The sequence below is a fragment of the Terrabacter carboxydivorans genome (assembly GCF_039532035.1).
GTDB lineage: Bacteria > Actinomycetota > Actinomycetes > Actinomycetales > Dermatophilaceae > Terrabacter > Terrabacter carboxydivorans.
The window spans coordinates 200,396-225,889 of sequence record NZ_BAAARE010000007.1 but is presented as its reverse complement, the minus strand read 5'-3'; the positions used below and the strand labels follow the sequence as shown (position 1 = coordinate 225,889).

At 73.4% G+C, this 25,494-nt stretch carries 22 protein-coding genes; 11 read left to right on the top strand and 11 right to left on the bottom strand.

From position 1 onward, the window contains the following. Positions 1-81 precede the first annotated feature (81 nt). On the top strand, positions 82-663 hold the full coding sequence (locus tag ABD297_RS09675) for a hypothetical protein (protein WP_344254698.1): 582 nt from the start codon (positions 82-84) through the stop codon (positions 661-663). Positions 664-694: 31 nt separating this feature from the next. On the opposite strand, the gene ABD297_RS09670 is transcribed toward ABD297_RS09675, so the two are convergent. The 4 genes from ABD297_RS09670 to ABD297_RS09655 all read right to left on the bottom strand — a co-directional run bounded on the left by ABD297_RS09670 (position 695) and on the right by ABD297_RS09655 (position 5,242). Then, entirely contained in the window at positions 695-1,138 is a 444-nt protein-coding gene (locus ABD297_RS09670) for a hypothetical protein (protein ID WP_344254697.1), read from the bottom strand. Positions 1,139-1,257: 119 nt separating this feature from the next. Then, entirely contained in the window at positions 1,258-2,739 is a 1,482-nt protein-coding gene (locus ABD297_RS09665) for a PH domain-containing protein (RefSeq protein WP_344254696.1), read from the bottom strand. Further along, on the bottom strand, positions 2,736-3,254 hold the full coding sequence (locus tag ABD297_RS09660; protein WP_344254695.1) for a PH domain-containing protein: 519 nt from the start codon (positions 3,252-3,254) through the stop codon (positions 2,736-2,738). Before ABD297_RS09660 ends, ABD297_RS09665 begins: the two co-directional genes overlap by 4 nt. Before the next feature lie 128 nt (positions 3,255-3,382). After that, on the bottom strand, positions 3,383-5,242 hold the full coding sequence (locus ABD297_RS09655) for an ABC transporter ATP-binding protein (RefSeq protein WP_344254694.1): 1,860 nt from the start codon (positions 5,240-5,242) through the stop codon (positions 3,383-3,385). A 302-nt stretch (positions 5,243-5,544) separates the two neighbouring features. Between ABD297_RS09655 and ABD297_RS09650 the strand changes: the two genes are divergently transcribed. Genes ABD297_RS09650 through ABD297_RS09640 form a run of 3 tightly spaced genes read left to right on the top strand, consistent with a single transcriptional unit; the run spans position 5,545 to position 8,400 of the window. Then, the gene (locus tag ABD297_RS09650; RefSeq protein WP_344254693.1) at positions 5,545-6,087 is read left to right on the top strand and encodes a 2'-5' RNA ligase family protein; all 543 of its coding nucleotides are present in this window, start codon (positions 5,545-5,547) and stop codon (positions 6,085-6,087) included. Continuing rightward, a complete protein-coding gene (locus ABD297_RS09645) occupies positions 6,084-7,118 on the top strand; it encodes an LLM class flavin-dependent oxidoreductase (RefSeq protein WP_344254692.1) in 1,035 nt (344 codons plus the stop codon). Before ABD297_RS09650 ends, ABD297_RS09645 begins: the two co-directional genes overlap by 4 nt. Position 7,119: 1 nt before the next feature. Beyond that, positions 7,120-8,400: a glycosyltransferase gene (locus ABD297_RS09640; RefSeq protein WP_344254691.1), complete on the top strand. Its 1,281-nt coding sequence runs from the start codon at positions 7,120-7,122 to the stop codon at positions 8,398-8,400. Here the strand turns inward: ABD297_RS09640 and ABD297_RS09635 are convergent. Then, positions 8,397-10,418: an oxidoreductase gene (locus ABD297_RS09635; RefSeq protein ID WP_344254690.1), complete on the bottom strand. Its 2,022-nt coding sequence runs from the start codon at positions 10,416-10,418 to the stop codon at positions 8,397-8,399. The genes ABD297_RS09640 and ABD297_RS09635 overlap by 4 nt on opposite strands. A gap of 88 nt (positions 10,419-10,506) precedes the next feature. Between ABD297_RS09635 and ABD297_RS09630 the strand changes: the two genes are divergently transcribed. The 3 genes from ABD297_RS09630 to ABD297_RS09620 all read left to right on the top strand — a co-directional run bounded on the left by ABD297_RS09630 (position 10,507) and on the right by ABD297_RS09620 (position 12,966). Beyond that, positions 10,507-11,952 carry a flavin-containing monooxygenase gene (locus tag ABD297_RS09630; RefSeq protein ID WP_344254688.1) on the top strand — a complete coding sequence of 482 codons (1,446 nt, stop codon included), beginning with the start codon at positions 10,507-10,509 and terminating at the stop codon, positions 11,950-11,952. A gap of 116 nt (positions 11,953-12,068) precedes the next feature. Next, positions 12,069-12,572 (top strand): sigma factor, encoded by a 504-nt coding sequence (locus tag ABD297_RS09625; protein WP_344254686.1) that lies wholly within the window; start codon positions 12,069-12,071, stop codon positions 12,570-12,572. 52 nt (positions 12,573-12,624) lie between these two features. After that, positions 12,625-12,966 carry a DUF3072 domain-containing protein gene (locus ABD297_RS09620; RefSeq protein WP_344254685.1) on the top strand — a complete coding sequence of 114 codons (342 nt, stop codon included), beginning with the start codon at positions 12,625-12,627 and terminating at the stop codon, positions 12,964-12,966. A 31-nt stretch (positions 12,967-12,997) separates the two neighbouring features. Here the strand turns inward: ABD297_RS09620 and ABD297_RS09615 are convergent, their stop codons facing one another. Further along, positions 12,998-14,263, bottom strand: a complete 1,266-nt coding sequence (locus tag ABD297_RS09615) for a DUF4921 family protein (protein WP_344254683.1) — start codon at positions 14,261-14,263, stop codon at positions 12,998-13,000. Positions 14,264-14,294: 31 nt separating this feature from the next. Here ABD297_RS09615 and ABD297_RS09610 point away from each other — a divergent pair, with 31 nt between their 5' ends. From ABD297_RS09610 to ABD297_RS09600, 3 genes are read left to right on the top strand one after another with little or no spacing between them, the layout of a single operon-like run. Then, positions 14,295-16,580, top strand: a complete 2,286-nt coding sequence (locus ABD297_RS09610; RefSeq protein ID WP_344254682.1) for an exo-beta-d-1,3/1,6-glucosidase — start codon at positions 14,295-14,297, stop codon at positions 16,578-16,580. 14 nt (positions 16,581-16,594) lie between these two features. Continuing rightward, positions 16,595-17,566 (top strand): NADPH:quinone oxidoreductase family protein, encoded by a 972-nt coding sequence (locus ABD297_RS09605; protein ID WP_344254681.1) that lies wholly within the window; start codon positions 16,595-16,597, stop codon positions 17,564-17,566. Positions 17,567-17,576: 10 nt separating this feature from the next. Next, positions 17,577-18,407, top strand: a complete 831-nt coding sequence (locus tag ABD297_RS09600; protein ID WP_344254680.1) for an SDR family NAD(P)-dependent oxidoreductase — start codon at positions 17,577-17,579, stop codon at positions 18,405-18,407. A gap of 33 nt (positions 18,408-18,440) precedes the next feature. Here the strand turns inward: ABD297_RS09600 and ABD297_RS09595 are convergent, their stop codons facing one another. After that, entirely contained in the window at positions 18,441-18,974 is a 534-nt protein-coding gene (locus tag ABD297_RS09595; protein WP_344254679.1) for a GNAT family N-acetyltransferase, read from the bottom strand. Between the two features lie 123 nt (positions 18,975-19,097). On the opposite strand from ABD297_RS09595, the gene ABD297_RS09590 reads away from it, so the two are divergent. After that, a complete protein-coding gene (locus ABD297_RS09590) occupies positions 19,098-22,619 on the top strand; it encodes an ATP-binding cassette domain-containing protein (protein WP_425581153.1) in 3,522 nt (1,173 codons plus the stop codon). Between the two features lie 12 nt (positions 22,620-22,631). On the opposite strand, the gene ABD297_RS09585 is transcribed toward ABD297_RS09590, so the two are convergent. The 4 genes from ABD297_RS09585 to ABD297_RS09570 form a co-directional block, all read right to left on the bottom strand. Beyond that, complete coding sequence (locus ABD297_RS09585; protein WP_344254678.1) at positions 22,632-23,960, bottom strand: cation:proton antiporter; 1,329 nt, start codon at positions 23,958-23,960, stop codon at positions 22,632-22,634. Between the two features lie 6 nt (positions 23,961-23,966). Continuing rightward, positions 23,967-24,377: a hypothetical protein gene (locus ABD297_RS09580; RefSeq protein WP_344254676.1), complete on the bottom strand. Its 411-nt coding sequence runs from the start codon at positions 24,375-24,377 to the stop codon at positions 23,967-23,969. Between the two features lie 117 nt (positions 24,378-24,494). Beyond that, positions 24,495-24,998 (bottom strand): TY-Chap domain-containing protein, encoded by a 504-nt coding sequence (locus ABD297_RS09575; protein ID WP_344254675.1) that lies wholly within the window; start codon positions 24,996-24,998, stop codon positions 24,495-24,497. Then, the gene (locus ABD297_RS09570; protein ID WP_344254673.1) at positions 24,995-25,468 is read right to left on the bottom strand and encodes an acyl-CoA thioesterase; all 474 of its coding nucleotides are present in this window, start codon (positions 25,466-25,468) and stop codon (positions 24,995-24,997) included. Before ABD297_RS09570 ends, ABD297_RS09575 begins: the two co-directional genes overlap by 4 nt. Positions 25,469-25,494 lie beyond the last annotated feature (26 nt).

Genomic DNA, 25,494 nt, shown 5'->3' with positions numbered 1-25,494 from the left:
GCAGGTTGTCGTGGTGCGGCGCAGGCGGCGAGGATCGAAACCTCGTTGCGAGACGAGGCGCCCGCCTCGAGACTGACCGGCGTGACTGGATCCAGGAGCGACACCTCGGACCGGCTGACTGCTCGGCTCCAGCGCGCCCTCGGTGCATCGGAGGCGGTTCGCATCACGCGCAGCATCCCGGGCGCTGATGTCCTCGAGGGGTTCGTCATCGCGTCCGGCGCGAAATGGACGCTGCTGGCCAGTCTCGCCGACGACTTCACGATCGACGGCCACATCGCCATCCGCACGCGACAGGTCGAGCGCGTTCAGAGGCACCCCCAGCGCGACGGTGCCACCAGGCTTCTCACCCAGCGCGGCCACTGGCCCCCGCCCACGCTGAACCCCATGTCGCCACTGGATGACACCCGAGTCCTGATCCACGGTCTGGCGGCCCAGTCGCCGACCGTGTCGCTGTTCGTCGAGACCGACGATCCCGACGTCTGCTTCATCGGCGTGCCCGTCGAACGGACCGACCGCTCGGCGGTGCTCGACGAGATCAGCCCTGAGGCCACGTGGGAGGACACTGTGTCCAGATGGCGCTACCGGGACATCACGCGAGTCGACGTCGGGTGCCGCTACGAGGCGGCCCCCGTCGAAGCAGCCGGCCCACCGCCGACGCGATGAGTCGGAACCACTCGGCGGAGCGGACGTCGGGTCAGGGCGCCGGCTCGACCACGTAGTCGATCGGCCGGTCTAGGGAATCGTCCCGCGGGTGGACCAGGAGGTGCTCGAGATATGACTGCTGGCCCGGGAGCTCGTACCTGATCTCGATCGTCCACCAGGCCGCCGACTCCATCATCTGCATCGACACGGTCGTAGGAGTCATCGGCTGCTCGGCGTGGCGATCGACCAGAGCCTGACGCCGGGCGCCGTCCGCGATGACGGCGTCCAACGAGCTGCGGTCGCCCGCCGTGACCGCTGCCGTGTAGGCGTCCAGGGCCGCATACGGGCTGGCATGCCGGGAGACGAGCTCAGTACCTCGGGAAACCAGCGCGCCCGCGAGCAGGAGGCAGCACACCAGGACGACGAACGACCACCGCGGCCCCCGCCACCGTCTCCGAGGGGCGCGGGATTCCGTTCCCGTCGCGGTGATGGCCATGAGCGAGTCTGGCACAGCGCGAGTCCCGTGCGGCGGTGACCGGCCTCGGTCGGCAGCCGAAGGCGGGAGCGTGTGACGGCGGGGCCCCACGACCTGGTGCCTCCGAGAGTGCCCGCGACTCAGGCGAACTCGGCGAGCAGGTCCGGGTCGATCTGGGCCAGCACGGCATACGCCATCTCGACCGGGACGTCGACGACGTCGTAGTGCCGCTGGCCGGCGGCGGTCGTGGCAACAAGGGTCGCGACACCGACGCGGCGCTGGAAGAACGACTGCTCGACCTTCCAGCCGATGATGCCGTCGCGGTCGAGCACGACCCGTTGGCGGTCGAGGGAGCCGTGGCGCGACACGAGGTGGTCCGGCGTCACCGTGTGGCCGAGGGCCCGGTAGCGGTCCCGGCCGAGCGCGACCGCACCGACGAGCAGGAGCGGCACGGCCACGAGCAGCGACCCGTTCCAGTCCCACAGCAGGCGCGCGGCCACGAGGGCGGCCGACACGAGGACGGCCGGCACGACGGCCCGGGTCAGCCGGCGACGCCGGGCTGCGGGACCGTGCGGCGTGAGCGGGCCGGAGACCGCGGCCTCGTCGGGCCGGATGCGCAGTGCGAGCGGGGTGACGACGTCGGCCGGCGCCGGCGGGCACAGCCAGTCGGAGCCGCCCTGCTCACGCAGCAGTCCCGAGGTGACGACCTTGAGCCGGCGCGCCCCGGCGAGCCGCAGGCCGAGGGGCTCGTCGAGGCGGATGCCGCGCACGCGCGTGGCATCGATGCTCGTCTCGCGGCTCGTCAGCAGGCCGCGGCGGGTGTGGAGCGTGCCGAGCCGGTTGCGGGTCAGGCGGAAGCCCCAGAAGGTGAGGACGTAGGCACCCACCGCGAGCAGCGAAACGACGCCGAGCAGGAGCAGCACGTCGACCCACCACGACAGCCGCGACACCAGCGAGGCGCCGTCGCGGAAGACCGACCGCTCCTGGGAGAACCGGGAGACGCCCTGCGAGACGAAACCGACGATGGCCGCGGCGCTCGCGAGTCCGGTCACCGTCAGCGGGGCGTAGCGCACCCACGTGGGGTCGAGACGCAGCAGCACCTCGTCGTCGACGGGCGGCGGGGCGTCGTCCGGCACCGCGTCGACCCCGAGGGGGCTGCCCGTCGGGGCCGGCAGGCCGGTGACGGCCGGGTCGACGCGGTGGAGCAGCTCGGCGCGCAGCCGCCGGCCGGCGTCGACGCTCAGCGAGTCGAGCACGAGACGGTCGTGCTGCCCTCCGGCAGTGGAGATCTCGACCTTGGCCAGGCCGAGGACGCGGTGGTGCAGCTGTGCCGTGAGGTCGATGGTGCGCACCTTGTCGAGGCGCGCCGTGGTGGTCTGCTTGGTGAACAGGCCTCGCCGCAGTTCGATCTGGCCGTCGGCGATCCGGTAGCGCGTCGTCACCCACCGCAGCACCCCGAAGGCGACGAGGAGGGGCACGGCATACAGCTCCCAGCGGTCGCTGTCGTCGGACCCGGCCCGGAAGACGACGATGGCGAGCAGCGCGGGGAGGAAGCGGACCAGCGTCTCGAGCGGGTGGACGAGCAGCATCCGCGCGTCGAGGCGGCGCCAGCCGTCCGTCACGTCGCGTCGCCCGCCTCGGTGACGGCGGCTGCCGTCAGGGCCTCGACGAGGTCACGGGCCACGGGCAGGTCGAGGCCGTGGATCGTCACGGGACCGGCCGCAGAGGCGGTGGTGATCGTCACCGACGCGAGGCCGAGCAGCTGGGCCAACGGGCCCCGCTCGAGGTCGACGGTCTGGACGCGGCTGAGCGGCGCGATGCGGCGCTCCTGCCACAGCCAGCCGCTCTGCGTGTAGATGGCGCGGGGCGTCGCCTCCCACCGGTGCACGCGGTAGCGCCACTGGGGCATCGCGACGGCGTAGGTGACGCCGGCGACGAGCCAGACCGCGCCGACGACCCAGTGCGGGGTGCGTGAGGGCGCGTCGTCGACGAGCCACCACACCACCTGCGCGGCGAGGAGCAGCGCGATGACGACGACGGCCTGCAGCGTCCACATCAGCAGGGCGCGGCGTGAGACGCGGTGCGCCGGCTCGCGGAGCACGGGCTGCTGGTCGACGGGCGCGTCGGCTGGTTCCACGGCCCCACCGTGCCACACGGGGGTCGTATGCCGTCAGCGGACCTGCCGCGCCCGGGCTGGGGTCCCGGCCGTGGTCGGGTCTGCGTCGCGCTGTGGTCCGGTCTTCTGGGTCGGTCCGGGCTGTGGTGTCAGGCCGCGACCGCCTGCCGCTCCGCGCTCTCGCGGGCCCTGACGAGCCGCGCGTAGCGCCCGTCCCGCTCCATCAGCTCGTCGTGACGGCCGAGCTCGACGACGCGGCCGTGGTAGAGCACGGCGATCTGCTCGGCGTCGCGCACGGTCGAGAGCCGGTGCGCGATGGTCAGGGTGGTGCGTCCCGCCATGAGCCGGTCGATGGCGCCCTGCAGGTCCCGCTCGGTCTCGTTGTCGAGCGCGCTCGTCGCCTCGTCGAGGACGAGGACCCTCGGGTTGCGCAACAGGGTGCGGGCGATCGCGAGACGCTGCTTCTCCCCGCCGGAGAACCGGTGCCCACGGGCGCCGACGACGGTGTCGATGCCGTCCGGGAGGCTCGCGACGAGGGGTGCGACCTGCGCGGCGGCGAGGGCCTCCCACAGCTCGTCCTCGCCGGCGCCCGGAGCAGCGAGCAGGAGGTTGTCCCGGATCGAGGCGTGCACGAGGTAGGTGTCCTGGGAGACGACGCCCACGATCCGGGCCAGGTCGGCCGGGGCGAGGTGGCGCAGGTCCATCCCGTCGATGGTGATGCGACCGGACTGGGGGTCGTGCAGCCGGGCGAGCAGGCCGCCCAGCGTCGACTTGCCCGAGCCGGTCTCGCCCACGACGGCCAGCGTCGTGCCCGCGGGGATGCGGAGCGACACGTCGTCGACGGCATACGTCCTCTCCGATGCGGCGGGGTCGTGGCTGAAGCTGACGCCGTCGAGACGCACCTCGCCGCGCAGCCGGTCGTGCTCCACGGGAACGGGATTCGCGGGCGGCGCGACGTCGACGGGCAGGTCGAGGTAGCCGAAGATCCGGCTGAAGAGCGCCATCGAGGTCACCCACTGCGCACCGATGTCGAGCAGGCCCATGAGCGGCCGGAAGATGGCGGTCTGGAGCGTCGTGAAGGCGATGAGGGTGCCGATGGTCATGCCGCCGGAGGTCGCGGGCAGCCCTGCTGCGAGGTAGATGAGCGCCGGGATCGCGGCGAACATGATCTGCATCGTCGCCATCCGCCACCGACCCGCGAGCTGTGAGCGCAGCTCGAGGTCGATGAGGTCGGTGGAGGTCGCGGCGAAACGCTCGGCCGCGGCCTCCGCCGCCCCGAGGGTCTTGATGAGGGTGGCGCCGCTGACGGTGAGGCCCTCCTCGACCTGGCTGTGGAGGTCGGCGAGCCGACGCTGGCGCTGGCTCGTGATCTCCCGCCGGACGAGGGCGACCTTGCGGGTCATCAGGACGGCGGGCGGGATGACGAGCAGCGAGAGCAGCGAGAGTCGGGGGCTGAGGGCGACCATGGCGATCGCCGTGGCCACGACCGTCGTCAGGTTGCTGGCCACCCCGGTGGCGGAGGTGGTGATGACCGTCTGCATGCCGGCGATGTCGTGGGTCAGCCGTGACTGGACCTCGCCGCTGCGCGTGCGGGTGAAGAAGGCGATGGACTGTCGCTGCAGGTGCCGGAAGACGTCGGTGCGCAGGCCGTGCATGACCCGCTGCCCGACCGTCGTGGTCAGCCACGTCTGCACGACCCCGAGCAGCTGGCTGACGACGGTCACGGCGAGCATCCCGCCGACGGCCAGCAGCAGGAGCCGCACGTCCTGGTGCGGCAGCGCGTCGTCGATGACGGCGCGGAGCAGGAAGGGGTGGGCCATCGAGATGACCGACGTGGCCACGATGAGCGCGACGACGACCACGACCGTGCGGACGTGGGGTCGGAAGAGGCTTGCCACGCGTCCCAACGACACGGGGGACTCGGCGAGCTGTGCCCGGTCCAACGGGTCGATCTTCTTCGGTTTGTCGCCGCCGACGCCCCCGGGCAACGGGTTGCCGAACTCGCTCATGTGGTCCCCCAACCGCAGTGCTCCCCCAAGCAACTACGTCGAGGCTACCGCTGGCCGAGGGGCGTCCGGTCTGGAACGACATATGCTGCGACGATGGAGGACGCCACGCTCCCGGGGCCCCAGGAGCCGCACGAGGTCGACGCGGTCCGGCCTGTCGTCGGCGAGGACCTCGCCGACGCTCCCGGCGGACGCGACGGCGCTTGGGCCGCAACGGTGCTCACTCTGATGACCCCACCCCACCGCCGGCCCCGACCCGGTCGGACTCGTGACGCGAGTCGCGCCCGACGCCCGCCCACCTGAGGATGCCGCTGCACTCGGTCGAGGGGCTCCTCGACGCCGACATCGACGCTCAGGTCCGCCGCGAGTGGACGGCGCTCGCCGACGCCGGCCTGCCCAGCCAGGCCAAGCACCAGGGAGCGACCAACGCCCCCCACGTGACCCTCTCGGTCGCCGGCGCGGTCCCGGACTTCGTCGAGGCCCGCCTCGTGCGTGCCCTGGCGCCGATGGCGCCCGTGCCGGTGCGGCTCGGTCCGCTCGTCGTCATGGGCTCGCGCCGCTACGTCCTGGCCCGGCTTCTCGTCCCGTCCGCCGAGCTGCTCAACCTCCAGGCGACGGTCGCCACGGCGATGGTGGGCGCGCCGGACGTGCCCGAGCAGGTGCGCCCCGGACGCTGGGTCCCGCACGTCACCATCGCCCGCGGCCTCGGGTCGCGCCAGGTGAGTGAGGCGCTCGCCGTCCTCGGCCGTGCGCGCTCGCTCGACGGGGCGGTCGAGTCGGTGCGGCGCTGGGACCCGGACGCGGGTCGCGCGTGGTCGGTCGGCGGCCTACCTACGATGGGGGCATGAGCCTCGAACTCGGCCTCGACACCTTCGGCGACATCGCCAACGGTCCCGACGGCGTCCCCCTCCACCCGGCGACGGTGATCCGCGAGGTGCTGGCCGAGGGCGAGCTCGCCGACCGGCTCGGCCTCGACTTCTTCGGCATCGGCGAGCACCACCGCGACGACTACGCGGTGAGCGCGCCGGACGTGCTGCTGGCCGGCCTGGCCGGGCGCACGGAGCACATCCGCCTCGGCACGTCCGTGACGGTCCTCAGCAGCGACGACCCCATCCGCGTCTTCCAGCGCTTCTCGACGGTCGACGCCATCAGTGGTGGTCGGGCCGAGATCACCGTGGGCAGAGGGTCGTTCATCGAGTCGTTCCCGCTCTTCGGTCTCGACCTCGGGGACTACGAGTCGCTCTTCGAGGAGAAGCTCGACCTGCTCGCCGCGGTCGTCGCGGAGGAGCCGTTCCGCTGGGAGGGCTCGATCCGGCCGCCGGTGCAGGTCGAGCGCATCATGCCGGCGACGGAGTCCGGCCACCTGCCGGTCTGGGTCGGCGTCGGCGGCACCCCGCAGTCGGTCGTGCGGGCCGCGCACTACGGCTTCCCGGTCATCATCGCCATCATCGGAGGGTCGGCCCGCCAGTTCGCCCCGCTCGCCGACCTCTACCGCCGGGCGCTGTCCGAGATGGGCAAGCCGGAGCTCCCCGTCGGCGTGCACTCGCCCGGCTACGTCGCCGCCACCGACGAGCAGGCCCGCGAGGAGTTCATGCCGCACTTCCTGCCCTACATGAACAAGCTCGGCCGCGAGCGGCGCTGGGCGCCCATGGGCAAGGAGCAGGCGCTCCAGCAGCTCGGGCCCGGGGGAGCGGTCTACTGCGGGTCGCCGGACACCGTCGCGGCCAGGATCGTCGACACGGTGCAGGTGCTCGGGCTCTCGCGCTTCCAGCTGAAGTACTCCTTCGGCACCCTGCCGCACGACCAGCGGATGGAGTGCATCCGCCTCTATGCCGAGGAGGTCGTGCCGCGCGTGCGCGCGCAGCTCGGCGACGACTGACGTGCGGATCCTGCTGCTGGGCATGGGCTCCCGCGGCGACGTGCAACCGCTCGTCGCACTCGGGCAGCGACTGGGACGGGTGGGGTATACCGTGTCGCTCGCCGCGCCCGCCGACCTCGGTCACGTCGTGGCGGGCAGCGGAGTCGACTTCGAGCCCCTGTCGTTCGACCTCGAGGCGCCGCTGCGGGAGGGGCTCGGACGCGACTCGCTCCGGGGGTCCGCCCGCACGCAGGTGCGCGAGGCCCGGCTCATGCGGCAGGTCATGGCCGGGACGGCCGATGCGTTGGCGGCAGACGTCTCGCGCCTGGTCGCGACGGCCGACGCGGTCGTCTCCGGGGCGTTGACCTTCGACGTCGTCGACGCGCTGCTGGCCCCTGGACGCGCCGCTGGCAATGGGCCGCCCACCAAGCCGCACGTCTACGCGGTGTTCGCGCCGGTGTGGCCGAGCGCGCACGGTGACTCGGTGGCGCTGGCCCTCCGCCCGCGCGCCACCACGGTGGTCAACCGGGCCTGGAGCAGCCTGGCGGGGCGTGTCGCGCTCGACCTGTTCCGGCCGGCCGGAGACCTGGTGCGGGCGCGAAAGGGACTGCCACGACGTCGTTTCCGCCACTACACGGCTGCGGCGGAGCGCACCCCGACGCTGCTCGCGGCCAGCCCGAGCGTCGTGCCGCACGCCGCAGACTGGCCGCCGGCGCTGCGGCAGACCGGCTACTGGGTGCGCGACGACGCCGGCGCGGCCCTGGACCCGGTGCTCGAGGAGTTCCTCGCCGCCGGGGACGCGCCCGTCTTCGTCGGCTTCGGCTCGATGCCGACCCCCGACCCGGCCGGCGTCTCCCGCGAAGTCGCCTCGGCGCTCGCCCGTCTCGGCGTGCGCGGCGTCGTGAGCGAGGGGCTCGCCGGACTCCGCGTCGATCGGGCTCCCGGCCTGCTCGGCATCGGGTCGGCACCGCACGAGTCGCTCTTCCCCCGTTGCGCGGTCGTCGTCCACCACGGTGGGGCCGGGACCACGGCCGCCGCCGTCCGCGCCGGGGTGCCGCAGGTCGTCGTGCCGCACGCCGCCGACCAGCCCTACTGGGGCCGCCGCATGGCCGACCTCGGGGTCGCGCCGCCGCCGATCGCCCGCAAGGACCTGACCGCGGCGCGGCTCCAGCGGGCGCTCGAGGTCGCGCTGTCCCCGGGAGCCCGCGAGACGGCATACGCCCTCGGTGAGCGCGTTCGGGCCGAGGACGGCGCCGGTGACGCAGCTCGTCTCGTGGACGCCTACCTGACGCGCTGGGCCTAGATCGTCGCGGCGAGCTCGGTGCCCTGGCGGATGGCGCGCTTGGCGTCGAGCTCGGCCGCCACGTCGGCGCCCCCGATGACGTGCACCCTGACGCCTGCCGCGGCGAGCTCCGGACCCAGGGTGTTGACCGACTCCTGGCCCGTGCAGACGATGATCGTGTCGACGTCCAGCACCTGAGGGTCCGAGTGCTCCTCGCCGTGGCTGATGTGCAGCCCAGCGTCGTCCACGCGCTCGTAGTTCACGCCGACGTGGTGGTGGACTCCCTTGGCCTTCAATGCCGCCCGGTGCACCCAGCCGGTCGTCTTGCCGAGGCCCTTCCCGATCGGCGTCGCCTTGCGCTGGAGCAGGTGCACCTCGCGCGGAGACGGCGACGGCTGCGGCTCGACGAGCCCGCCGCGCGACGCGTCCGGCTCGCCGACACCCCACTCGGCCATCCACTGCTCGACGGTCATCGGCGACTCGACGTGCGTCAGCAGCTCCGAGACGTCGACCCCGATGCCGCCGGCGCCCATGACGGCCACGCGCCGGCCGAGCGATGCCTCCCCGCGGATGGCGGCGGCATACGTCACGACCTTCGGGTGGTCGATGCCGGGCACGTCGGGCACGCGCGGCTCGACCCCCGTGGCGACGACGACCTCGTCGAAGTCCGCGAGGTCCTCGACGGTCGCGCGACGGCCGAGGTGGACCTTGACGCCACCGAGCTCGAGGCGGCGGCGGAAGTAGCGGATCGTCTCGGCGAACTCCTCCTTGCCGGGGATGCGCATGGCGAGCGCGAACTGGCCGCCCAGGTCGTCGCCTGCCTCGAAGAGCTCGACCCGGTGGCCGCGCTCACCCAGGGCGACGGCGGTCGCGAGCCCGGCCGGCCCGGCCCCGACGACGGCCACGTGCTTGGACCGGCGGGTCGGGGCGAGCACGAGCGTCGTCTCGCGGACGGCGCGGGGGTTCACGAGGCAGGTCGCCGTCTGCTTGGCGAAGGTGTGGTCGAGGCAGGCCTGGTTGCAGGCGATGCACGTGTTGATCTCGTCGGCGCGGTCGCCCGCGGCCTTGGCCACCCAGTCGGGGTCGGCGAGGAACGGCCGGGCCATCGAGACGAGGTGGGCGCTGCCGTCGGCGATGACCTGCTCGGCGAGGTCCGGCATCGAGATGCGGTTGCTCGTCACGACGGGGATGCCGACCTCGGGGCGCAGCTTCGCGGTGACGCGCGTGAAGGCGCCGCGGGGCACCGACGTCACGATCGTCGGGACGCGCGCCTCGTGCCAGCCGATGCCGGTGTTGATGATCGTCGCGCCCGCGGCCTCGACCTCGCGGGCCAGGGCGACGACCTCGTCCCACGACTGGCCCTCGGGAACGAGGTCGAGCATCGACAGGCGGTAGACCACGACGAAGTCGGGGCCGGCCGCCTCGCGGACCGCACGGACGACGTCGACGGCCAGACGACGACGGTTCTCGGGCGAGCCGCCCCAGTCGTCGGTGCGGTGGTTGGTGCGCGGCGCAAGGAACTGGTTGATGAGGTAGCCCTCGGAGCCCATGATCTCGACGCCGTCGTAGCCGGCCTCGCGCGCGAGCCGCGCGCAGCGGGCGTAGGCCGCGACAGTGCTCCGGATGCCGCGCGCGCTGAGCGCCCGCGGGGTGAAGCGCGAGATCGGGGACTTGAGGGCCGACGCCGAGACGGCGAGCGGGTGGTAGGCGTAGCGGCCCGCGTGCAGGACCTGCAGGGCGATCTTGCCGCCCTCTCGGTGCACGGCGTTGGTGATGACCCGGTGGCGACGGGCCTGGCGCTGCGTCACGAGCACCGAGCCGCCGGGGTAGAGGGCGCCGGCGAGGTTGGGCGCGAAGCCGCCCGTGACGATGAGGCCGACCCCGCCGCGGGCCCGCTCGGCGTAGTAGGCCGCGAGCCGGTCGAAGTCCTTGGCGCGGTCCTCGAGGCCGGTGTGCATCGAGCCCATGACGACGCGGTTGCGCAGCGTCGTGAAGCCGAGGTCGAGCGGTTCGAGCAGGTGGGGGTATGCCGTCGTCACCCGCCCGAGGGTAGCCGCTGGTTACCGCTCGGTAGCCGGACACGCGGCCTGCGTCACAGTCCCCGCCGAGCTGGGTGAGAATGGCGAGGTGAGCGATCTCGAGCACCTGGACGTCCTCGTCGTCGGAGCCGGCCTGTCCGGCATCGACGCCGGCTACCGCCTGTCGACGACGAGCCCGTCGCGCACCTGGGCGATCCTCGAGGCCCGGGACTCCCTCGGCGGCACGTGGGACCTCTTCCGCTACCCCGGGGTCCGCTCGGACTCGGACATGATGACGCTCGGCTTCCCGTTCGAGCCGTGGACCGACACCGACGCCATCGCCGACGGGCCGAAGATCCTCGACTACCTGCGCCGGACGGCCGACAAGCACGGCATCACCGAGCGGATCCGCCTCGGCCACAAGGTCGTCGGCGCCGACTGGTCGAGCGGCGAGGCGCGCTGGACGGTCACGGTCGAGCGCGGTGGGGTGCGCGAGCAGCTGACCTGCGGCTTCCTCTACCTCTGCAGCGGCTACTACGACTACGAGCGGCCCCACGACCCGCAGCTGCCGGGCCTCGAGGCCTTCGAGGGCCAGGTCGTCCACCCGCAGTTCTGGCCCGACGACCTCGACGTCCGAGGCCGCAACGTCGTCGTCATCGGCTCCGGCGCGACGGCCGTCACGCTCGTGCCGTCGCTCGCCGACGCCGGGGCCGACGTGACGATGCTCCAGCGCACGCCGACGTGGATCGCCTCCCTGCCCCGGCAGGACCGGGTCCGCGACGTCCTGCAGAAGGTGCTGCCGGGACGCGCCGCCGGCACCGCGGCCCGCTACAAGAACGTGCTCGGCACGATGGGCGTCTACGAGCTCAGCCGCCGCCGCCCCGCCGTCATGCGGTCGCTGCTCGCCAAGGGGGCCGCCAAGTCGCTCGGCTCGACCGACCTCGTCGCCGACCACTTCACCCCCACCTACGACCCGTGGGACCAGCGCCTCTGCGTCGTCCCCGACGGCGACCTCTTCGAGGCCGTCCGCAGTGGACGCGCCCACGTCGTCACCGACACGATCGAGACGTTCGTGCCACACGGCATACGCCTCCACTCGGGACGTGAGCTCGAGGCCGACGTCGTCGTCACCGCGACCGGACTGCGCATCAAGATCGCCGGCGGCGTCGCCATCACCGTCGACGGGCAGGCCCGTCCCACCGGCGACCTCACCGTCTACCGCGGCGTCATGTTCGACGGCGTGCCCAACCTCGCGGTGTGCGTCGGCTACGTCAACGCCTCGTGGACCCTGCGCGCCGACCTCGCGAGCCGCTATGTGTGCCGGCTGCTCGACCACATGCAGCAGCACGCGTGGCGCGTGGCCACGCCCCGCGCCCCCGAGGGCATGGAGGGCCGGCCGCTGCTGCCGCTCGCGTCGGGCTACGTGCGACGCGCCGACGGCGAGCTGCCGCAGCAGGGCGACGGGGCGCCGTGGCTGATGCGCCAGAACTACCTCCTCGACCGGCGCGACATGCTGCGCGGCGACGTCACCGAGGCGATGTCCTTCGCTCGCTGACGACCGTCCGGACGCCCGGATCGGGTACGGATACCGACGACGGGAATCGTCCGTCAGGGAGCTGCGCCGTCGGGGTGCGCAGAGCCCGGACGGCGTGAGGTGGACGGACAGTTCTCATGACGGATGGCGGTCAGGGTTCGAGCGGGTCCTCGGGCCGGTCTCTCGACGGCGCCATCGGCGCGGTGCTCGGGCGGGTCGGCCAGGGTGACGAGGAGGCCTTCGGCAGGCTCTATGACCTGTCGGCCTCCCGGGTCCACGGGCTCGTGCACCAGGTGGTCGGCGACGCCGAGCGGTCCGAGCAGGTCAGCGCCGAGGTCTTCGTCGAGGTCTGGCGCACGGCCTCCCGCTTCCGGCGAGGCGGTGGAGCCCTGAACTGGCTGCTCGCGGTCGCCCACCGCAAGGCGGTGGCCCACGTCCGCACGACCCGCGGCTCGCTGCCCGGGTCCACGACGGTCACCGCGGGCGCAGGCAGGCCGTGCGACCCGGCGCTCGCGCTCAGCTACTACGAGGGGTATGCCGTGACGGACGTCGCCGTCGCCCTCGGCATCTCGGTCGACGTGGTCCACCAACGTCTGCGTGCGGGACTCCTCGCGCTCCAGCCGGGTCGGGCCGTCGCCTGACGGCTGTCCAGCGTTGCGTGTCCGGCACGCTCCGAGCGGGTACGGACCCGGCATGAGCGAATCGAACACACCTTCGAACGACGACGTCATCGGTGCCACCGGCGCGGCGGCGGATGCCGGCGGCGACTCCGCCGTCAAGGACCCCGAGGACTGGGTCACCGGCGACGAGCCGATGACCGGAGCCCAGCGCAGCTACCTCGAGACGCTGGCCCTCGAGGCCGGCGAGACCCTGCCGGGCGACCTCACCAAGGCCCAGGCCTCGGAGCACATCGACCGTCTGCAGCAGTCGACGGGCCGCGGTGCCGACAGCACCGGTCGTGCCGATGCCGGCAGCGGGCCCATCGGCGCGGACGGCAACGTCGGCCGCACCGAGGGCCACGGCAGCGAGCTCTGAGCGGCGCCGAGCCGAGATCGCCTGACCTCGGTCAGGCGATCTGGACGCGGTCCGAGACCAACCCGTCGGCCGCGAGCATCCGCAGCTGCGTGACAGCCCGTTGCTGCACGGCCCACGGGTCGATGGTGTTGACGTAGATCTTCGTGCCGCCCTCGAAGCCGGCAAGGGTCGAGATGCGCCACTTGAGCACGGCCCGCAGCGGCATCGGGACGTCGACGCCCGGGGGCCGGTGGTGCCACTCCTCGTTCGAGGGGACGTGCACCCCGGTCGCGGCGTGGCAGGCGTGGACGAGGTCGGAGAAGTCGCGCACCTGTTCCTCGTGCAGCTCCCACGGGCACCCCTCGCCGTCGATGACGTGCACGACCAGCGCGGGATAGCGGTGCCCGACGCCGGCGAACGCGACCGCGTGCTCGGTGCGCGCGACGACGAGACCCTGCGACGCGGCATACTCCGCGCCCCACCGGGTGAACATGTCGGGCTCGGCGCGGAGGCGCTCGACCTCGCGCTCCTTCTGGGCACCGAGCTCGTCGATGGCGACGACCTGCTTGTGCAGGTGGTCGAACGACGCGCCCGCGGGGGCCAGCCAGTTCTGGAAGACCGAGACGTAGCGCGCGCACTCGTTGTCGCGGTAGAGGTCGCGCATCGCGCGGATCGTGAGCTCCGTGTAGCGCCAGTGCTCCTCGGGTGTCAGGGTTCCCGAGCCGGCGAGCTGGGAGTCGTCCGTGGCGTCGTCGACGTAGTGGCGCCGGGAGATGACGACCTGGTGGTTGCCGGCGAAGAGCCCGACGGCCTCGCGCTCGAGGTCCTCCTCGGCGAGCGGCTCGGCATCGGCCCCCGCCGTGCCGCGCGCCCGCATCCGGATCCGCGCGAGGGCCGTGACGTGCTCGCGGCCACCGGGGGTGGCGAGGTATGCCGTCCGGCGGGCTCGCGACTGCGCCGTCGGCTCCCAGCCGTGCGCGAGGTGCCAGTAGTCGTAGCTGAGGATCTCGAAGAGGTTGGGGATGAGCCGGAACTGCGGCGTGCTGTGGTCGAGGTCCTCGGCTAGCAGCCCCCGCACGTCGTGCCAGCCGTCGGGGTCGTGGACGAGCCGGGCGATCTCGGGGGTCGTCTCCCGCATGCGCGCCCAGCAGAACGCACAGTGCCGGTCGTGGTCGTCGGGGTCGATGGGCAGCGGGTGCCGGCTCAGCTGCCCCAGGGGGCGTGCCGCCCGGCCCGGGAGCGTCCACACCTTGGTGCCGGTGATGGGGTTGACCTGCTTGATGGTCCCGTCGGGCAGGCGCGTCAGGGGCTCGATCACCTCTCCAGCGTAGGTCGACTAGCGTCGGAGCGTGCCTGCCGACGCCCCGACCGACCTGCCGTTCCGTGATCCTTCGCTCACAGTCGAGGAGCGGCTCGACGACCTGATCGGGCGGATGACGCTCCCCGAGAAGGTGGGCCAGATGCTCCAGCTCGACGCGCGGGGCGACCTCACCGACATCGTCCACGGCAGGCTCGCCGGCTCGATCCTGCACGCCTCGCCCGAGGACCTGCCGCGCGCCATGGCGCTCGCCGCGCAGACCCGGCTCGGCATCCCCCTGCTCACGGCCGACGACTGCATCCACGGCCACTCGTTCTGGCCCGGCGCGACGATCTTCCCGACCCAGCTCGGCATGGCCTGCTCCTGGGACGCCGAGCTCGTCGAGCAGGCGGCGCGGGTCACCGCGGTCGAGGTCTCGGCCACCGGTGTGCACTGGACGTTCTCGCCGGTGCTCTGCATCACCCGCGACCTGCGCTGGGGCCGTGTCGGCGAGACGTTCGGCGAGGACCCGCACCTCATCGGCGAGCTGGGCGCGGCCATGGTCCGCGGCTACCAGGGTGACGGACTGACCGACCCCACAGCGGTTCTCGCGTGCGCGAAGCACTTCGCGGGCTACTCCGAGACGCAGGGCGGTCGCGACGCGAGCGAGGCCGACCTCAGCCGCCGCAAGCTGACGTCGTGGTTCCTGCCGCCGTTCGAGCGAGCGGTCCAGGAGGGCTGCCGCACCTTCATGCTCGGCTACCAGGCCATCGACGGCGTCCCCGTCACCGCCAACGGCTGGCTGCTCGACGAGGTGCTCAAGGGGGAGTGGGGCTTCACCGGCACCCTCGTCACCGACTGGGACAACGTCGGCCGGATGGTCTGGGAGCAGAAGGTCTGCGCCGACGACGTCGAGGCCGCAGCCGTCGCGGTGCGCGCCGGCAACGACCTCGTCATGACGACGCCTGCCTTCTTCGAGGCCGCCCAGGAGGCGGTCGCCCGCGGCCTGCTCGAAGAGCGACAGGTCGACGAGGCGGCGCGCCGCGTGCTGCGGGTCAAGCTCGAGCTCGGCCTCTTCGAGCACCCGCGCCCGCCGGACGTCGAGCGCCAGCGGCTCGTCATCGGCTCCCCGGACCACGCCGCCCTCAACCTGGAGGTCGCGCGCCGCTCCCTCGTCCTGCTCACCAACGACGGCTCGCTGCCGTATGCCGTGGGCGACGCCCCGCGCACCGTGGCCGTCCTCGGCCCCAACGCCGACGACCCGCAGGCCAACCTCGGCGACTGGGCCGGTGCCTCCGGCCAGGTCGACTGGATGCCCGACGGCCACCCGCGCGAGACGGTCGAGACGGTCCTCGACGGCTTCCGTGCCGTCGTGCCCGCGGCGTGGGCCGTGACGCACGTTCGCGGGGCCGAGATCGAGACGCTCGTGCCCGACCCCGAGGGCCCGCTCTTCCCCGACGGCCAGCCGCGTCCGCCGGTCTCGGCGCCGGCGCCCGTCGACCCGGACCAGCTCGCCGAGGCCGTCGCCACGGCGCGAGCGGCCGACCTCGCCGTCGTCGTGCTCGGCGACACGATCGCCCTGACGGGAGAAGGCTGCTCGACCGCGACGCTCGACCTGCAGGGTGGTCAGGTGGCCCTGCTCGACGCCCTCGTCGACGAGCTCGACGGCACCGGCACGCCCGTCGTCGTCGTGCTGCTCCACTCCAAGCCCAACGTCCTGCCGCCCAGTGCGCTCCGGGCGGCCGCGATCGTCGAGGCGTTCAGCCCCGGCATGCGCGGTGGTCGCGCGATCGCCGAGCTCGTCCTGGGCCACATCGAGCCTGCCGGACGACTGCCGGTCTCCGTCCCGCGGCACGTCGGCCAGCAGCCGACCTACTACAACCAGGTCCGCGGCCAGCACGGCCACCGCTACGCCGACCTGACCCAGGAGCCGCAGTTCGTCTTCGGCGAGGGCCTGAGCTACACGACCGTCGAGTGGTCCGACCTGACCCTCGAGGCGGCCGAGCTCTCGCCCGAGGACGTCCTGGTCGCGGAGGTCACGCTGACCAACACCGGTGCGCGGACGGCATACGAGGTGGTGCAGGCCTACGTCACCGACGTCGTCACGAGCGTCACGTGGGCGGCCAAGGAGCTCAAGGCGTTCCAGCGGGTGACGGTGCCGGCGGGCGGGTCGCTGCGGGCGCGGGTCGAGGTGCCCGCGGCGGCGTGCTCGATCGTCGACGCGGGCGGTCACCGCGTCGTGGAGCCCGGTGAGTTCGAGCTGCGCGTCGGGCCGAGCTCGCGGGACACCGACCTGCTGGGTGTGACCTTCACCATCACGCCGGACGGCGCGGCCTGACTAGGGTCGGAGGCATGAGAGCAGCGCGCGTCACGAGCCTCGGCGGACCCTCCTCCGTCACCGTCGGGGAGGTCCCCGAGCCGACCCTCGAGCGGGGGCACGTCCTCGTCGACGTCCACGAGGCGGGCGTCAGCTTCCCCGACGTGCTCATGAGCCGCGGGCTCTACCAGATGCGCCCCGAGCTGCCCTTCGTCCCGGGCGCCGAGTGCGCGGGCGTCGTGCGCGAGGCGGCCGAGGGCAGCACGTTCACCGCGGGCGACCGCGTCGCCGCCTTCCCCGTGCTCGGCGCCTTCGCCGAGACGGTGGCGGTCCCCGAGGCGATGGTCTTCCCGCTGCCCGACGCCGTGTCGTTCGCCGTGGGCGCGGCGCTGCCCATGAACTACCTCACCGTCCACTTCGCGCTCACCCAGCGCGGCCGGCTCGAGCGCGGCGAGGTCGTGCTCGTGCACGGCGCCGCCGGCGGCATCGGCACCGCAGCCATCCAGCTCGCGCGGGCCATGGATGCCCGCGTCATCGCCGTCGTCTCGTCCGAGGACAAGATCGAGACGGCCCGCGCCGCCGGAGCCCACCACGTCGTGCTGGCCGACGGGTTCCTCACGGCCGCAAAGGAGCTCACCGACGGCCGCGGCGTCGACGTCGTGGTCGACCCCGTCGGTGGCGACCGCTTCACCGACAGCCTCCGCAGCCTCGCCCCCGAGGGTCGCCTGCTCGTCATCGGCTTCACCGCCGGGCAGATCCCCGAGGTCAAGGTCAACCGGCTGCTCCTCAACAACATCAGCGTCGTCGGCGTCGGCTGGGGCGCCTTCTGGATGCCCGACCCGAGCTACCTGCGCACCCAGTGGGACGCGATCCTCCCGCTCCTCGAGTCCGGCCAGCTCGCCCCGCCGATCGGCGGTCGGCACCCGCTCGACGACGTCGCCGGTGCCCTCGCCGAGATCGACGAACGTCGAGCCCAGGGCAAGGTCACCCTCACGGTCCGCCAGTAGGTTGGGGCGTATGCCGTCCCTGCCGCTCCGCGCCTCCGCTCGCTCCTCCGCCCCGACGTCCCCTCGCCGGGTCCTCGTCACGGGCGGCGCCTCAGGGCTCGGGCTCGCGCTCGTGCGGGCCCTGGTCGCACGGGGCGACCACGTGCTGGCGACCGACGTGCAGACCGACCGGCCCGACGCACTCCCCGAGGCTGCGGCATACCTCCCCCTCGACGTGCGCAGCGACGACGCCTGGGCCGCCGCTCTCGCCCACGTGCGCGAGACGTGGGGCGGCCTCGACCTGCTCGTCAACAACGCGGGCGTCGCGGCAGGAGGACGCATCGACGTCGCCACGATGGACGAGTGGCACTGGATCGTCGACATCAACCTGCTCGGCGTCGTGCGCGGGTGCCGCACGTTCACGCCGCTCCTCAAGGAGCAGCGCAGCGGCCACATCGTCAACACCGCGTCGCTCGCCGGGCTCGTCCACGCACCCGGCATGGCCGCCTACAACACCGTCAAGGCCGGCGTCGTCGCCCTGAGCGAGACTCTCTCGCACGAGCTGGCGCCGCACGGCATCGACGTGTCGGTCGTCTGCCCGTCCTTCTTCCGCACCAACCTCGGCTCGTCGTTCCAGGGCGCCGACACCGAGATGGAGACCGCCGGCAAGAAGATGGTGAGCGGCTCCAAGCGCTCGGCCGAGCAGGTGGCCGACATCGTCGTGCGCGGCATCGACGCCCGCCGCGACGTCATCCTCACCGACCGTGACGGCCAGATCGCCTGGCGCGCCAAGCGGTTCGCCCGGCCCGCCTACACGGCCGTGATGAAGCGCGCGGCCAGGCGGGTCGCCGCCGGCCGCTGAGCCGTGGTGGCGGCCGTCGCGAGGTGAGGGGCCCTAGGCGAGGTGGGCCAGGGTGCAGTCGTCGAGCCACCGGCCGTCCCTGCCCAGGACCGCGGCGCGCTCGGTCGCCTCGAGCCGGAAGCCGCACCTCGTCAGCACGCGGAGCGACGCGGCGTTGTCGGCGAAGACCTTGGCGACGATGCGCCGCACACCTGCCTCGTGCAGCGCCGGCACGAGCAGCGAGACGGCCGCCGACGCGACGCCGCGGTTCCACGAGTCCGGGTCCACCGTGAAGCCGAGGTAGAAGTCCCAGTCCGTCGGCTCCGGCCCCAGCGACTCCGGCCGGTAGCGGCGACCGCCGATGTCGCCGACCACCCGGTCGTCGAGCAGCACGGCGCAGAGCAGGGAGTCCGGCTCGCCGATGCGGTCCGAGACCAGCTCCTGGGCCTGCTCGAGGGTGTCGACGGTGCGGCTGACGTAGGCCTGGCACTCGGGACGGCGCTTGTAGCCGTGGAAGGCGGGCGCGTCGGTGAGGGCGGCAGGGCGCACGGTGATGCGACCGTCGGTCAGAGGCAGGCTGAGCTCCATACCGACGGGACCCTAACGCGCCAGCCGCCCGGCTCCAGCCGGGGAGCGCGGTGGCCGGCCGAGCCGTCGGAAAACGGGAGGCGCGCTGTCGGTGGTGGTCGGTAGCGTTCAATGATTGTGACGGTGACCAGGGTGGGGATCGACGACGCAAGGGGAACGACGCCGGAGGGGTCTCCCCGCGATGGGGGTCTGCCGCAAGGTCGGGTCCCCGTCGACTGGCGCCGGGTCCGTCGCCCGCTCACCGTCGTGTGCTTCTCGATGTCCCTCGTCGGGGCCGTCGCCGCATCGCTCGGCTCGATGGTCGCCGGTCGGCTCGCCGAGCACGCCACGTCGACCCTCGTCGTCCTGCTCGCGGTGTGCGTCGTCGGCGGCGCCGTCATCGACACCGTGGCCAAGACGATGTGGGCGACGGTCTGCGACCGCGCCGAGGGCCGGCTGCGCGCCGACCTGCTCGACGCCGCCATGGCCCAACCCCTCTCCGAGCTGTCCGAGCAGGCGGTGGGGGAGGTGCTCGACCGCATCGACGACGACACCTGGGAGGTCGGCCAGCTGATGCGGTGGGGCGTGTGGCAGGCCGTGCGCACCTTCCTCGCCTCGGGTCCGCTCTGGGTGGTCGCGAGCCTCGCGTGGTGGCCCGCCGCCGTGCTCTTCCCGCTCACCGGTCTCGCGACCTACTGGGTCGTGCGGCGGCTGCTGCCGCAGGTCGCCGAGCGCAAGGTCGTGGAGGAGGCCGCCTGGACCGACCACGCCGCATCGACCGAGGAGGGCGTCGCCGCCCGTGACGACCTGCGCACCGCCCTGGGGCAGGCGCACGTGCTGCGCCGCAACGCCCGCATGGCCGCCCGCGTCCACGCGGCTCTGGACCGGGTGCTCGAGGTCGAGGTCCGCATCACCCGCCGCAGCGGTGGCCTCCTGCACGGAGCCCTGGCCGCGGTCGCCGTCGTCGGCACCGCCCTCGTGCTCGCCGACGACATGTCCACCGCGCGCCTGGTCACCCTCTTCCTCGTGACGACGATGTTCGTCGGCGGCGTCGACATGCTCGCGCGGCACCTGCCCGACCTCCAGGAGGGCTTCGGCGCGGTCCTGCGACTGCGAGCCATGCTCGCCTCCCCGGCGGAGCCCACCGGCGGACTTCCCCTGCCCGACGGGCCGCTCGACGTCGAGTTCCGGGGCCTCGAGTTCAGCTACGGCACAGGCACGTTCGCTCTCCGCGACGTCGACCTGCTCGTCCCGGCCGGGCACACGTGCGCGCTCGTCGGCCGCACGGGCTCGGGCAAGTCGACGCTCGCGTCGCTGCTGTCGCGGGGGGTCGAGCCGCCCGAGGGCACGGTGCTGCTGGGCGGCACCGACGTGCGCGACCTCGACCTCCAGCAGCTCCGGGCCGCGGTCGGCGTCGTGACCCAGCGCACCGAGGTCCTGGCCGGCACGCTCGCCGAGAACATGACGCTCTTCGGCGACGCGCCCCGTGCCAGGGTCGAGGCAGCCGTCGCGGAGCTCGGCCTGACCGACTGGGTGGCCGGGCTGCCCGACGGCCTCGACACGATGCTCGGCCCGGGAGGCACGACCCTCTCGGCCGGCGAGGAGCAGCTGGTGGCCTTCGCCCGGCTGCTCGTGCGCGACGTCCGCGTCGTCGTGCTCGACGAGGCGACGGCACGCATGGACCCGGTCACCGAGGCCCGCGTGGTCCGGGCCGCGGATCGACTCATCTCCGGACGCACCGGCATCCTCGTCGCCCACCGCCTGTCGACGACCGAGCGCGCCGAGCAGGTGGCCGTCCTCGAGTCGGGTCGCGTCGTCCAGCACGGGCCTCGCGACCGGCTGGCCGCCACCGACGGCCCCTTCCGCCGCCTGCTCGAGGCCGCCGCCCACGAGGTCGCCGTCGAGGAGCACCACCACGACGACGCGGCGATCGGCTCGGTGCGACGCAGCACCACCCCGCCGCCGCTCCCGGTGCTGGCCCCGACCCCGAGCCTGGCCCGTCAGGTGCTGCACGCCGTGAGCATCCAGCCCCACTGGGGCCTGCTCGGGGCCTCGCTCTTCCTCGCGGCCTCGCTGACCGGCGCGTTCGGCGCCCTCACCGGCTGGACCTGGGGGCTGGTCGTCACCCGTCTCCAGGGCGGTGAGAACCCCGGCTGGATCACCGCGGCACTCGTCGCCTCGCTCCTCGTCGGTCCGCTGCTGCTCTCGCAGGCCTTCCGCTCCTACCCGCACTGGTGGGTCGAGGTCCGGCTGCGGGTCCGCGCCGCGGTGCTCGCAGGCCAGACCGCGCAGCGGCGGCTCGTGCGCACCCCACCGGGCGAGGTCGTCGCCCGCACGATGGACGCCGACCGCCTGGCCCGCTACACCGACCGCTGGGTCGACTTCACCAACGGGCTCGTCGTCGCCTCGCTGACCGCCCTCATCGCCGGCACCTGGCTGGCCGGCGCCGTCCTGCTCGTCGTCATGGTCACCTCGGCGCTGGCATCGACGCTCGGGCGGCCCGTCGCCGGCCGCTCGGCAGCCGCCGCCTCGACGGCCCGCGCCGACTTCGGCCGCTCGCTCGTCTCGGCCCTCGAGTCCATCCGCACCGTCAAGCTCGCCGCTGCCACCCCACAGGTGCACCGGCACCTGCACGAGGTCGACGGAGGACGCGTCGACGCCGCGGTGCGCGAGCACCGGGTCCAGGCCCTGCTCGACGGCGTGCCCGTCGTCATGGTCCAGGGCGGCGTCGTCGCCGCCTGGGCGGGCTTCCTCCACGGCACGTGGCCGCTCGCCATCACGCTGCTCGTCGCCAACGCCGTCAGCGGCTTCGACTGGTTCGGCCGCGTCGCGGGCTCGGTCGTGACCGAGGCCCCCGGCGTGCGGGCCTGGATGAACGCCACGAGCGAGCTCGCAGGCGGCGGGGACCTCATGGACCTGCCCCCGGGCATGGACCTCGTGCACGGCACCGCCGACGACCCGGAGCCCGGACCGCGCGAGCAGCTCCGCTCGCTGCACCTGCGCGGACTGACCGCCGTCCACGACGACGGCACGATCGGCGTCCAGGACGTCGACCTCACCGTGCACGCGGGCGAGCTGGTGCTCCTGCTCGGCCAGGTCGGCTCGGGCAAGTCCAGCCTGCTCTCGTCGCTGGCCGGGCTCACCTCCCACACCGGTGAGGTGCTCTGGAACGGGCGCACCCTGACCGACGCCGAGGTCGAGCTGCGGCCCGGGAGGGTCTCGCACATCGCCCAGGTGCCACGGGTGCTCTCCGGGAGCTTCATCGGCAACATCGCCCTCGATCACCCCGACCGGCGCGTCGAGCCGGCGCTCGCCACGGCACGCATGGAGCGCGACGTCACCGAGGCCGGCGGCCCCGAGGCGCTCGTCGGTCACCGCGGGGTTCGCCTGTCGGGCGGCCAGGTCCAGCGTCTGGCCCTCGCCCGGGCCCTGGCCTGCGAGGCCGACCTGCTGCTGGCCGACGACGTGTCCTCGGCCCTCGACGCCGCCACCGAGATCGAGCTCTGGGCGGCCTTGCGCTCCGGAGGGGCCACCGTCATCGGGGCGACGAGCAAGGCGGCCGCCCTCGCGCAGGCCGACCGTGTGGTCGTCCTCGACCGGGGCCGCGTCGTCGACACGGCGCCGTGGCGTGAGCTCTCCCAGCGGTGGGCCCACCTCGCCGGCTGATCCCGGTGGGGCTCAGCCCGAGCTCGAAGTGGACGCGGTCGGGTCGGGCGCCGACGGGTCCGGCGGTGCCGACCGACCCGATCGGCCTGCCGTCGACTCCTTCGTGGGCGGTGTCGAGGGCGCCGACGAGGACGGTGTCGTTGGCCGTGTCGCGGGCGGGGGTGAGAGCGGGGACGTGGGCGCGGTCGTGGGAGACGTGTCGGTAGGAGCATCGGCCGCCGCCAGCGTCTTGACCCGTCCGGACAGGGCGGCCGTCGCCGCGATCGTGATGAGCGCACCCAGGAGCAGCGCCGGCGCCTCCCCGGGGCTCAGCAGGCCGAGCGTGCTGCCGAGGGTCGCCGCCGCGACCGGGACCCCGAGCTGGGCCGCGGTGATGAGGGCGGCAGGCCACGGCTGGCCGGTGACCACCATGAGGCCGTGCACGAGGAGCGCCACGACACCGAGGCTGAGACCCAGCACGATGGCGCTCGGGTGCTGGGCGAGCTCGCGCAGGTCGAGCGAGGCGCCGAGCCACACGAAGAAGATCGGCGCGAAGAAGCCCTCGGTCACGGCGAAGAGCTGCTTGGCGACGCGGCGCGGCTCGCCCACCGCCGAGAGCGCGATGCCGGCGGCGAAGCCGGCCAGCATGACCGACACGTGCATGGCCGAGGCCACCGCCGCGAGACCGAAGAGGATCGCGAGCGAGGCCCGCAGCTCGACGGCGAGGCTGCGCTCGTGCGACACCTCCCGCACCCGCCGCTCCCGCCCCGACCCGACGAACCACCGCAGCAGGAGCCAGAGCAGCCCGGCGCAGGCGATGACCGCGAGCGCCCCGACCACGGCCCGTCCGGCGTGCACCGGGTCGATGGCGAGGGGGAGCGCCACGATGCAGGCGGCGTCGGCGACGGCCAGCTGCGGCAATAGCTGCACCATCATCGACCCGCTCACCGGAGTGCCGTCGAGCACCGGGAGCACGAGGCTCGCCGACGACGACGCGAGCAGCACGGCATACAGCGCCGCGTGACCCGTGCCGAAGACGTGGGCCAGGGCCCACCCCGCCGGCACCGACAGCAGGCCCACGGCGACCGCCCTCGTCAGGCCGCGGGGGAGGCCGGCGCGCAGGGCCGGGTCGCGCACCGGCACATGGGTGCCCGCGACGAACATGACGAGGGCGAAGCCAACCTCACCGAGGAAGCCCAGCGTCGGGTCGCTCGGGTGCAGCAGACGCAGGCCGGTCTGCCCGAGCACGATGCCGACGAGCAGCTCGCCGATGACCACGGGCAGGTGCAGCCACCGCGAGAGCGACAGGACCGGCCCGAGGATCGCGACGAGGCTGATCAGGGCCAGCGTGGCGAATCCCATGGTGGCTCAGCGCGATTCGGGGACGTCGATGATGCGGACCGGGATGTCGGTGTTCTCGTCAGTGAGGTAGCTGGCGCACACCCGGTGGTAGCCGTCGGCGATCTGGGCCGGGCGACCCGTGCGCAGGTCGCCGCGCACGAGCAGCACCGGCGACAGGGCGTGCCCCGCCCGCACCTTGGCCAGGTCGGAGGCAACGTGCGGGTTGGTCTCGGGGAGCACCTCCAGGCGAGCCGCGCGCAGGATGTCCTTGGCCTTGAACTTCGTCGAGGTGGCCGAGCGGAAGGCGGCCTCGGCTGCCTCGATGTCCGCCGCCCCGGCGACGAGCGAGAGGTAGGAGCTCGCGGCGGGGAAGTCGTGCTCCTCGGGCCCGTCGAGCCAGGCGACCGCGCGGGTCCCGTCGTGGGAACGCTTGGGCATCGGCATCCTCCTTGGCGGCGTCGCGTGGCGGCACTGTACGCCGTGCAGCCTCGGCCCACCTGCGAACCGGCCGAGCCCGTGCACCGGCGCGCTCCACCGTCCGTCGTGGACGCTCGGTCAGGCCGGGGGCCGGGGAGCGCGCCGGATGTCGACGTCGGCCGGAGTGCCGGCGCCCAGCACCCCGGTGAGGCTCGCGTGCACGAGACCGGCCGCCGCCGCGCCGTCGGTGAAGGTGCGGCTGAACTCCGGCTCCCGCCCCTCCCGCTCCCAGCCCAGCCCGGCGAGGGCCGACTGCTGGTCTCGGGTGAGGTCGGTCAGGCCCTCGAACTCCGTGTCGCCGATGCACTCCACGGCGATCACACCCTCGAGCCGGCGCGCCTGGACGAAGACGTCGGGCACGCTCGCCGGGCGACCCGACCGGCCACCCGGCCACCCGCCCGACCGGCGCCGGCCCCGCGGAGCCCGCGTGCCGGCATACGCGCCCGAGGCCTGCGAGGCCTGCGAGGCCTGCGAGGACACGTGGACGGTGAAGGTCATCCAGTCGTCCCCGGCCAGGGCGTCGAGGTCGGCGCCGATGCGCGCCGTCCACCCCTCCCAGGTCTCGTCGAGCGCGTCGGTCATGTGTCCGCCTCCACCACCGCCGTCTCCATGAGGGCGCGCAGGTGGTCGGGGATCGGCGTCGACCGGCGGGTCGCGGCGTCGATCTCGACGTGCACCCAGTGGCCGAGCGCCTTGATGGCGGGGTCGGGCACGGCGGCGCGCTCGGGGTCGACGAAGAGGCCGAGCTGGTAGGTGACGCTGCTGTTGCCGAGGCGCGCGACGCGGATGCCGACGACGAGGGGAGCGGGGAAGGCGACCTCCGCGTAGAACGCGCACGAGGACTCCGCGACGACCCCCTGCGTCGCGTCGGTCATCGGGTCGATCGTCACGTGCTCGGCCTGCCAGCCGTTGATCGCCGAGTCGAACAGCTCGTAGTAGACGGCGTTGTTGAGGTGGCCGTACATGTCGTTGTCGGACCACCGCGTCGTCACGGGGCGGTGGACCGGGAAGTCGGCGAGCGTCAGCTCGCGGGGGTCGGGCGTGCTCGGCATGCGCCCCATCCTGCCCGACGAGGTAT

What these genes read in the sequence shown, in the direction of transcription:
- ABD297_RS09670 (WP_344254697.1), bottom strand. Translation starts at nt 1,138, where the DNA reads ATGGCCATCACCGCGACGGGAACGGAATCCCGCGCCCCTCGGAGACGG.
- ABD297_RS09655 (WP_344254694.1), bottom strand. Translation starts at nt 5,242, where the DNA reads ATGAGCGAGTTCGGCAACCCGTTGCCCGGGGGCGTCGGCGGCGACAAA.
- ABD297_RS09650 (WP_344254693.1), top strand. Translation starts at nt 5,545, where the DNA reads ATGCCGCTGCACTCGGTCGAGGGGCTCCTCGACGCCGACATCGACGCT.
- ABD297_RS09645 (WP_344254692.1), top strand. Translation starts at nt 6,084, where the DNA reads ATGAGCCTCGAACTCGGCCTCGACACCTTCGGCGACATCGCCAACGGT.
- ABD297_RS09625 (WP_344254686.1), top strand. Translation starts at nt 12,069, where the DNA reads ATGACGGATGGCGGTCAGGGTTCGAGCGGGTCCTCGGGCCGGTCTCTC.
- ABD297_RS09620 (WP_344254685.1), top strand. Translation starts at nt 12,625, where the DNA reads ATGAGCGAATCGAACACACCTTCGAACGACGACGTCATCGGTGCCACC.
- ABD297_RS09605 (WP_344254681.1), top strand. Translation starts at nt 16,595, where the DNA reads ATGAGAGCAGCGCGCGTCACGAGCCTCGGCGGACCCTCCTCCGTCACC.
- ABD297_RS09600 (WP_344254680.1), top strand. Translation starts at nt 17,577, where the DNA reads ATGCCGTCCCTGCCGCTCCGCGCCTCCGCTCGCTCCTCCGCCCCGACG.
- ABD297_RS09595 (WP_344254679.1), bottom strand. Translation starts at nt 18,974, where the DNA reads ATGGAGCTCAGCCTGCCTCTGACCGACGGTCGCATCACCGTGCGCCCT.
- ABD297_RS09585 (WP_344254678.1), bottom strand. Translation starts at nt 23,960, where the DNA reads ATGGGATTCGCCACGCTGGCCCTGATCAGCCTCGTCGCGATCCTCGGG.
- ABD297_RS09580 (WP_344254676.1), bottom strand. Translation starts at nt 24,377, where the DNA reads ATGCCCAAGCGTTCCCACGACGGGACCCGCGCGGTCGCCTGGCTCGAC.
- ABD297_RS09575 (WP_344254675.1), bottom strand. Translation starts at nt 24,998, where the DNA reads ATGACCGACGCGCTCGACGAGACCTGGGAGGGGTGGACGGCGCGCATC.
- ABD297_RS09570 (WP_344254673.1), bottom strand. Translation starts at nt 25,468, where the DNA reads ATGCCGAGCACGCCCGACCCCCGCGAGCTGACGCTCGCCGACTTCCCG.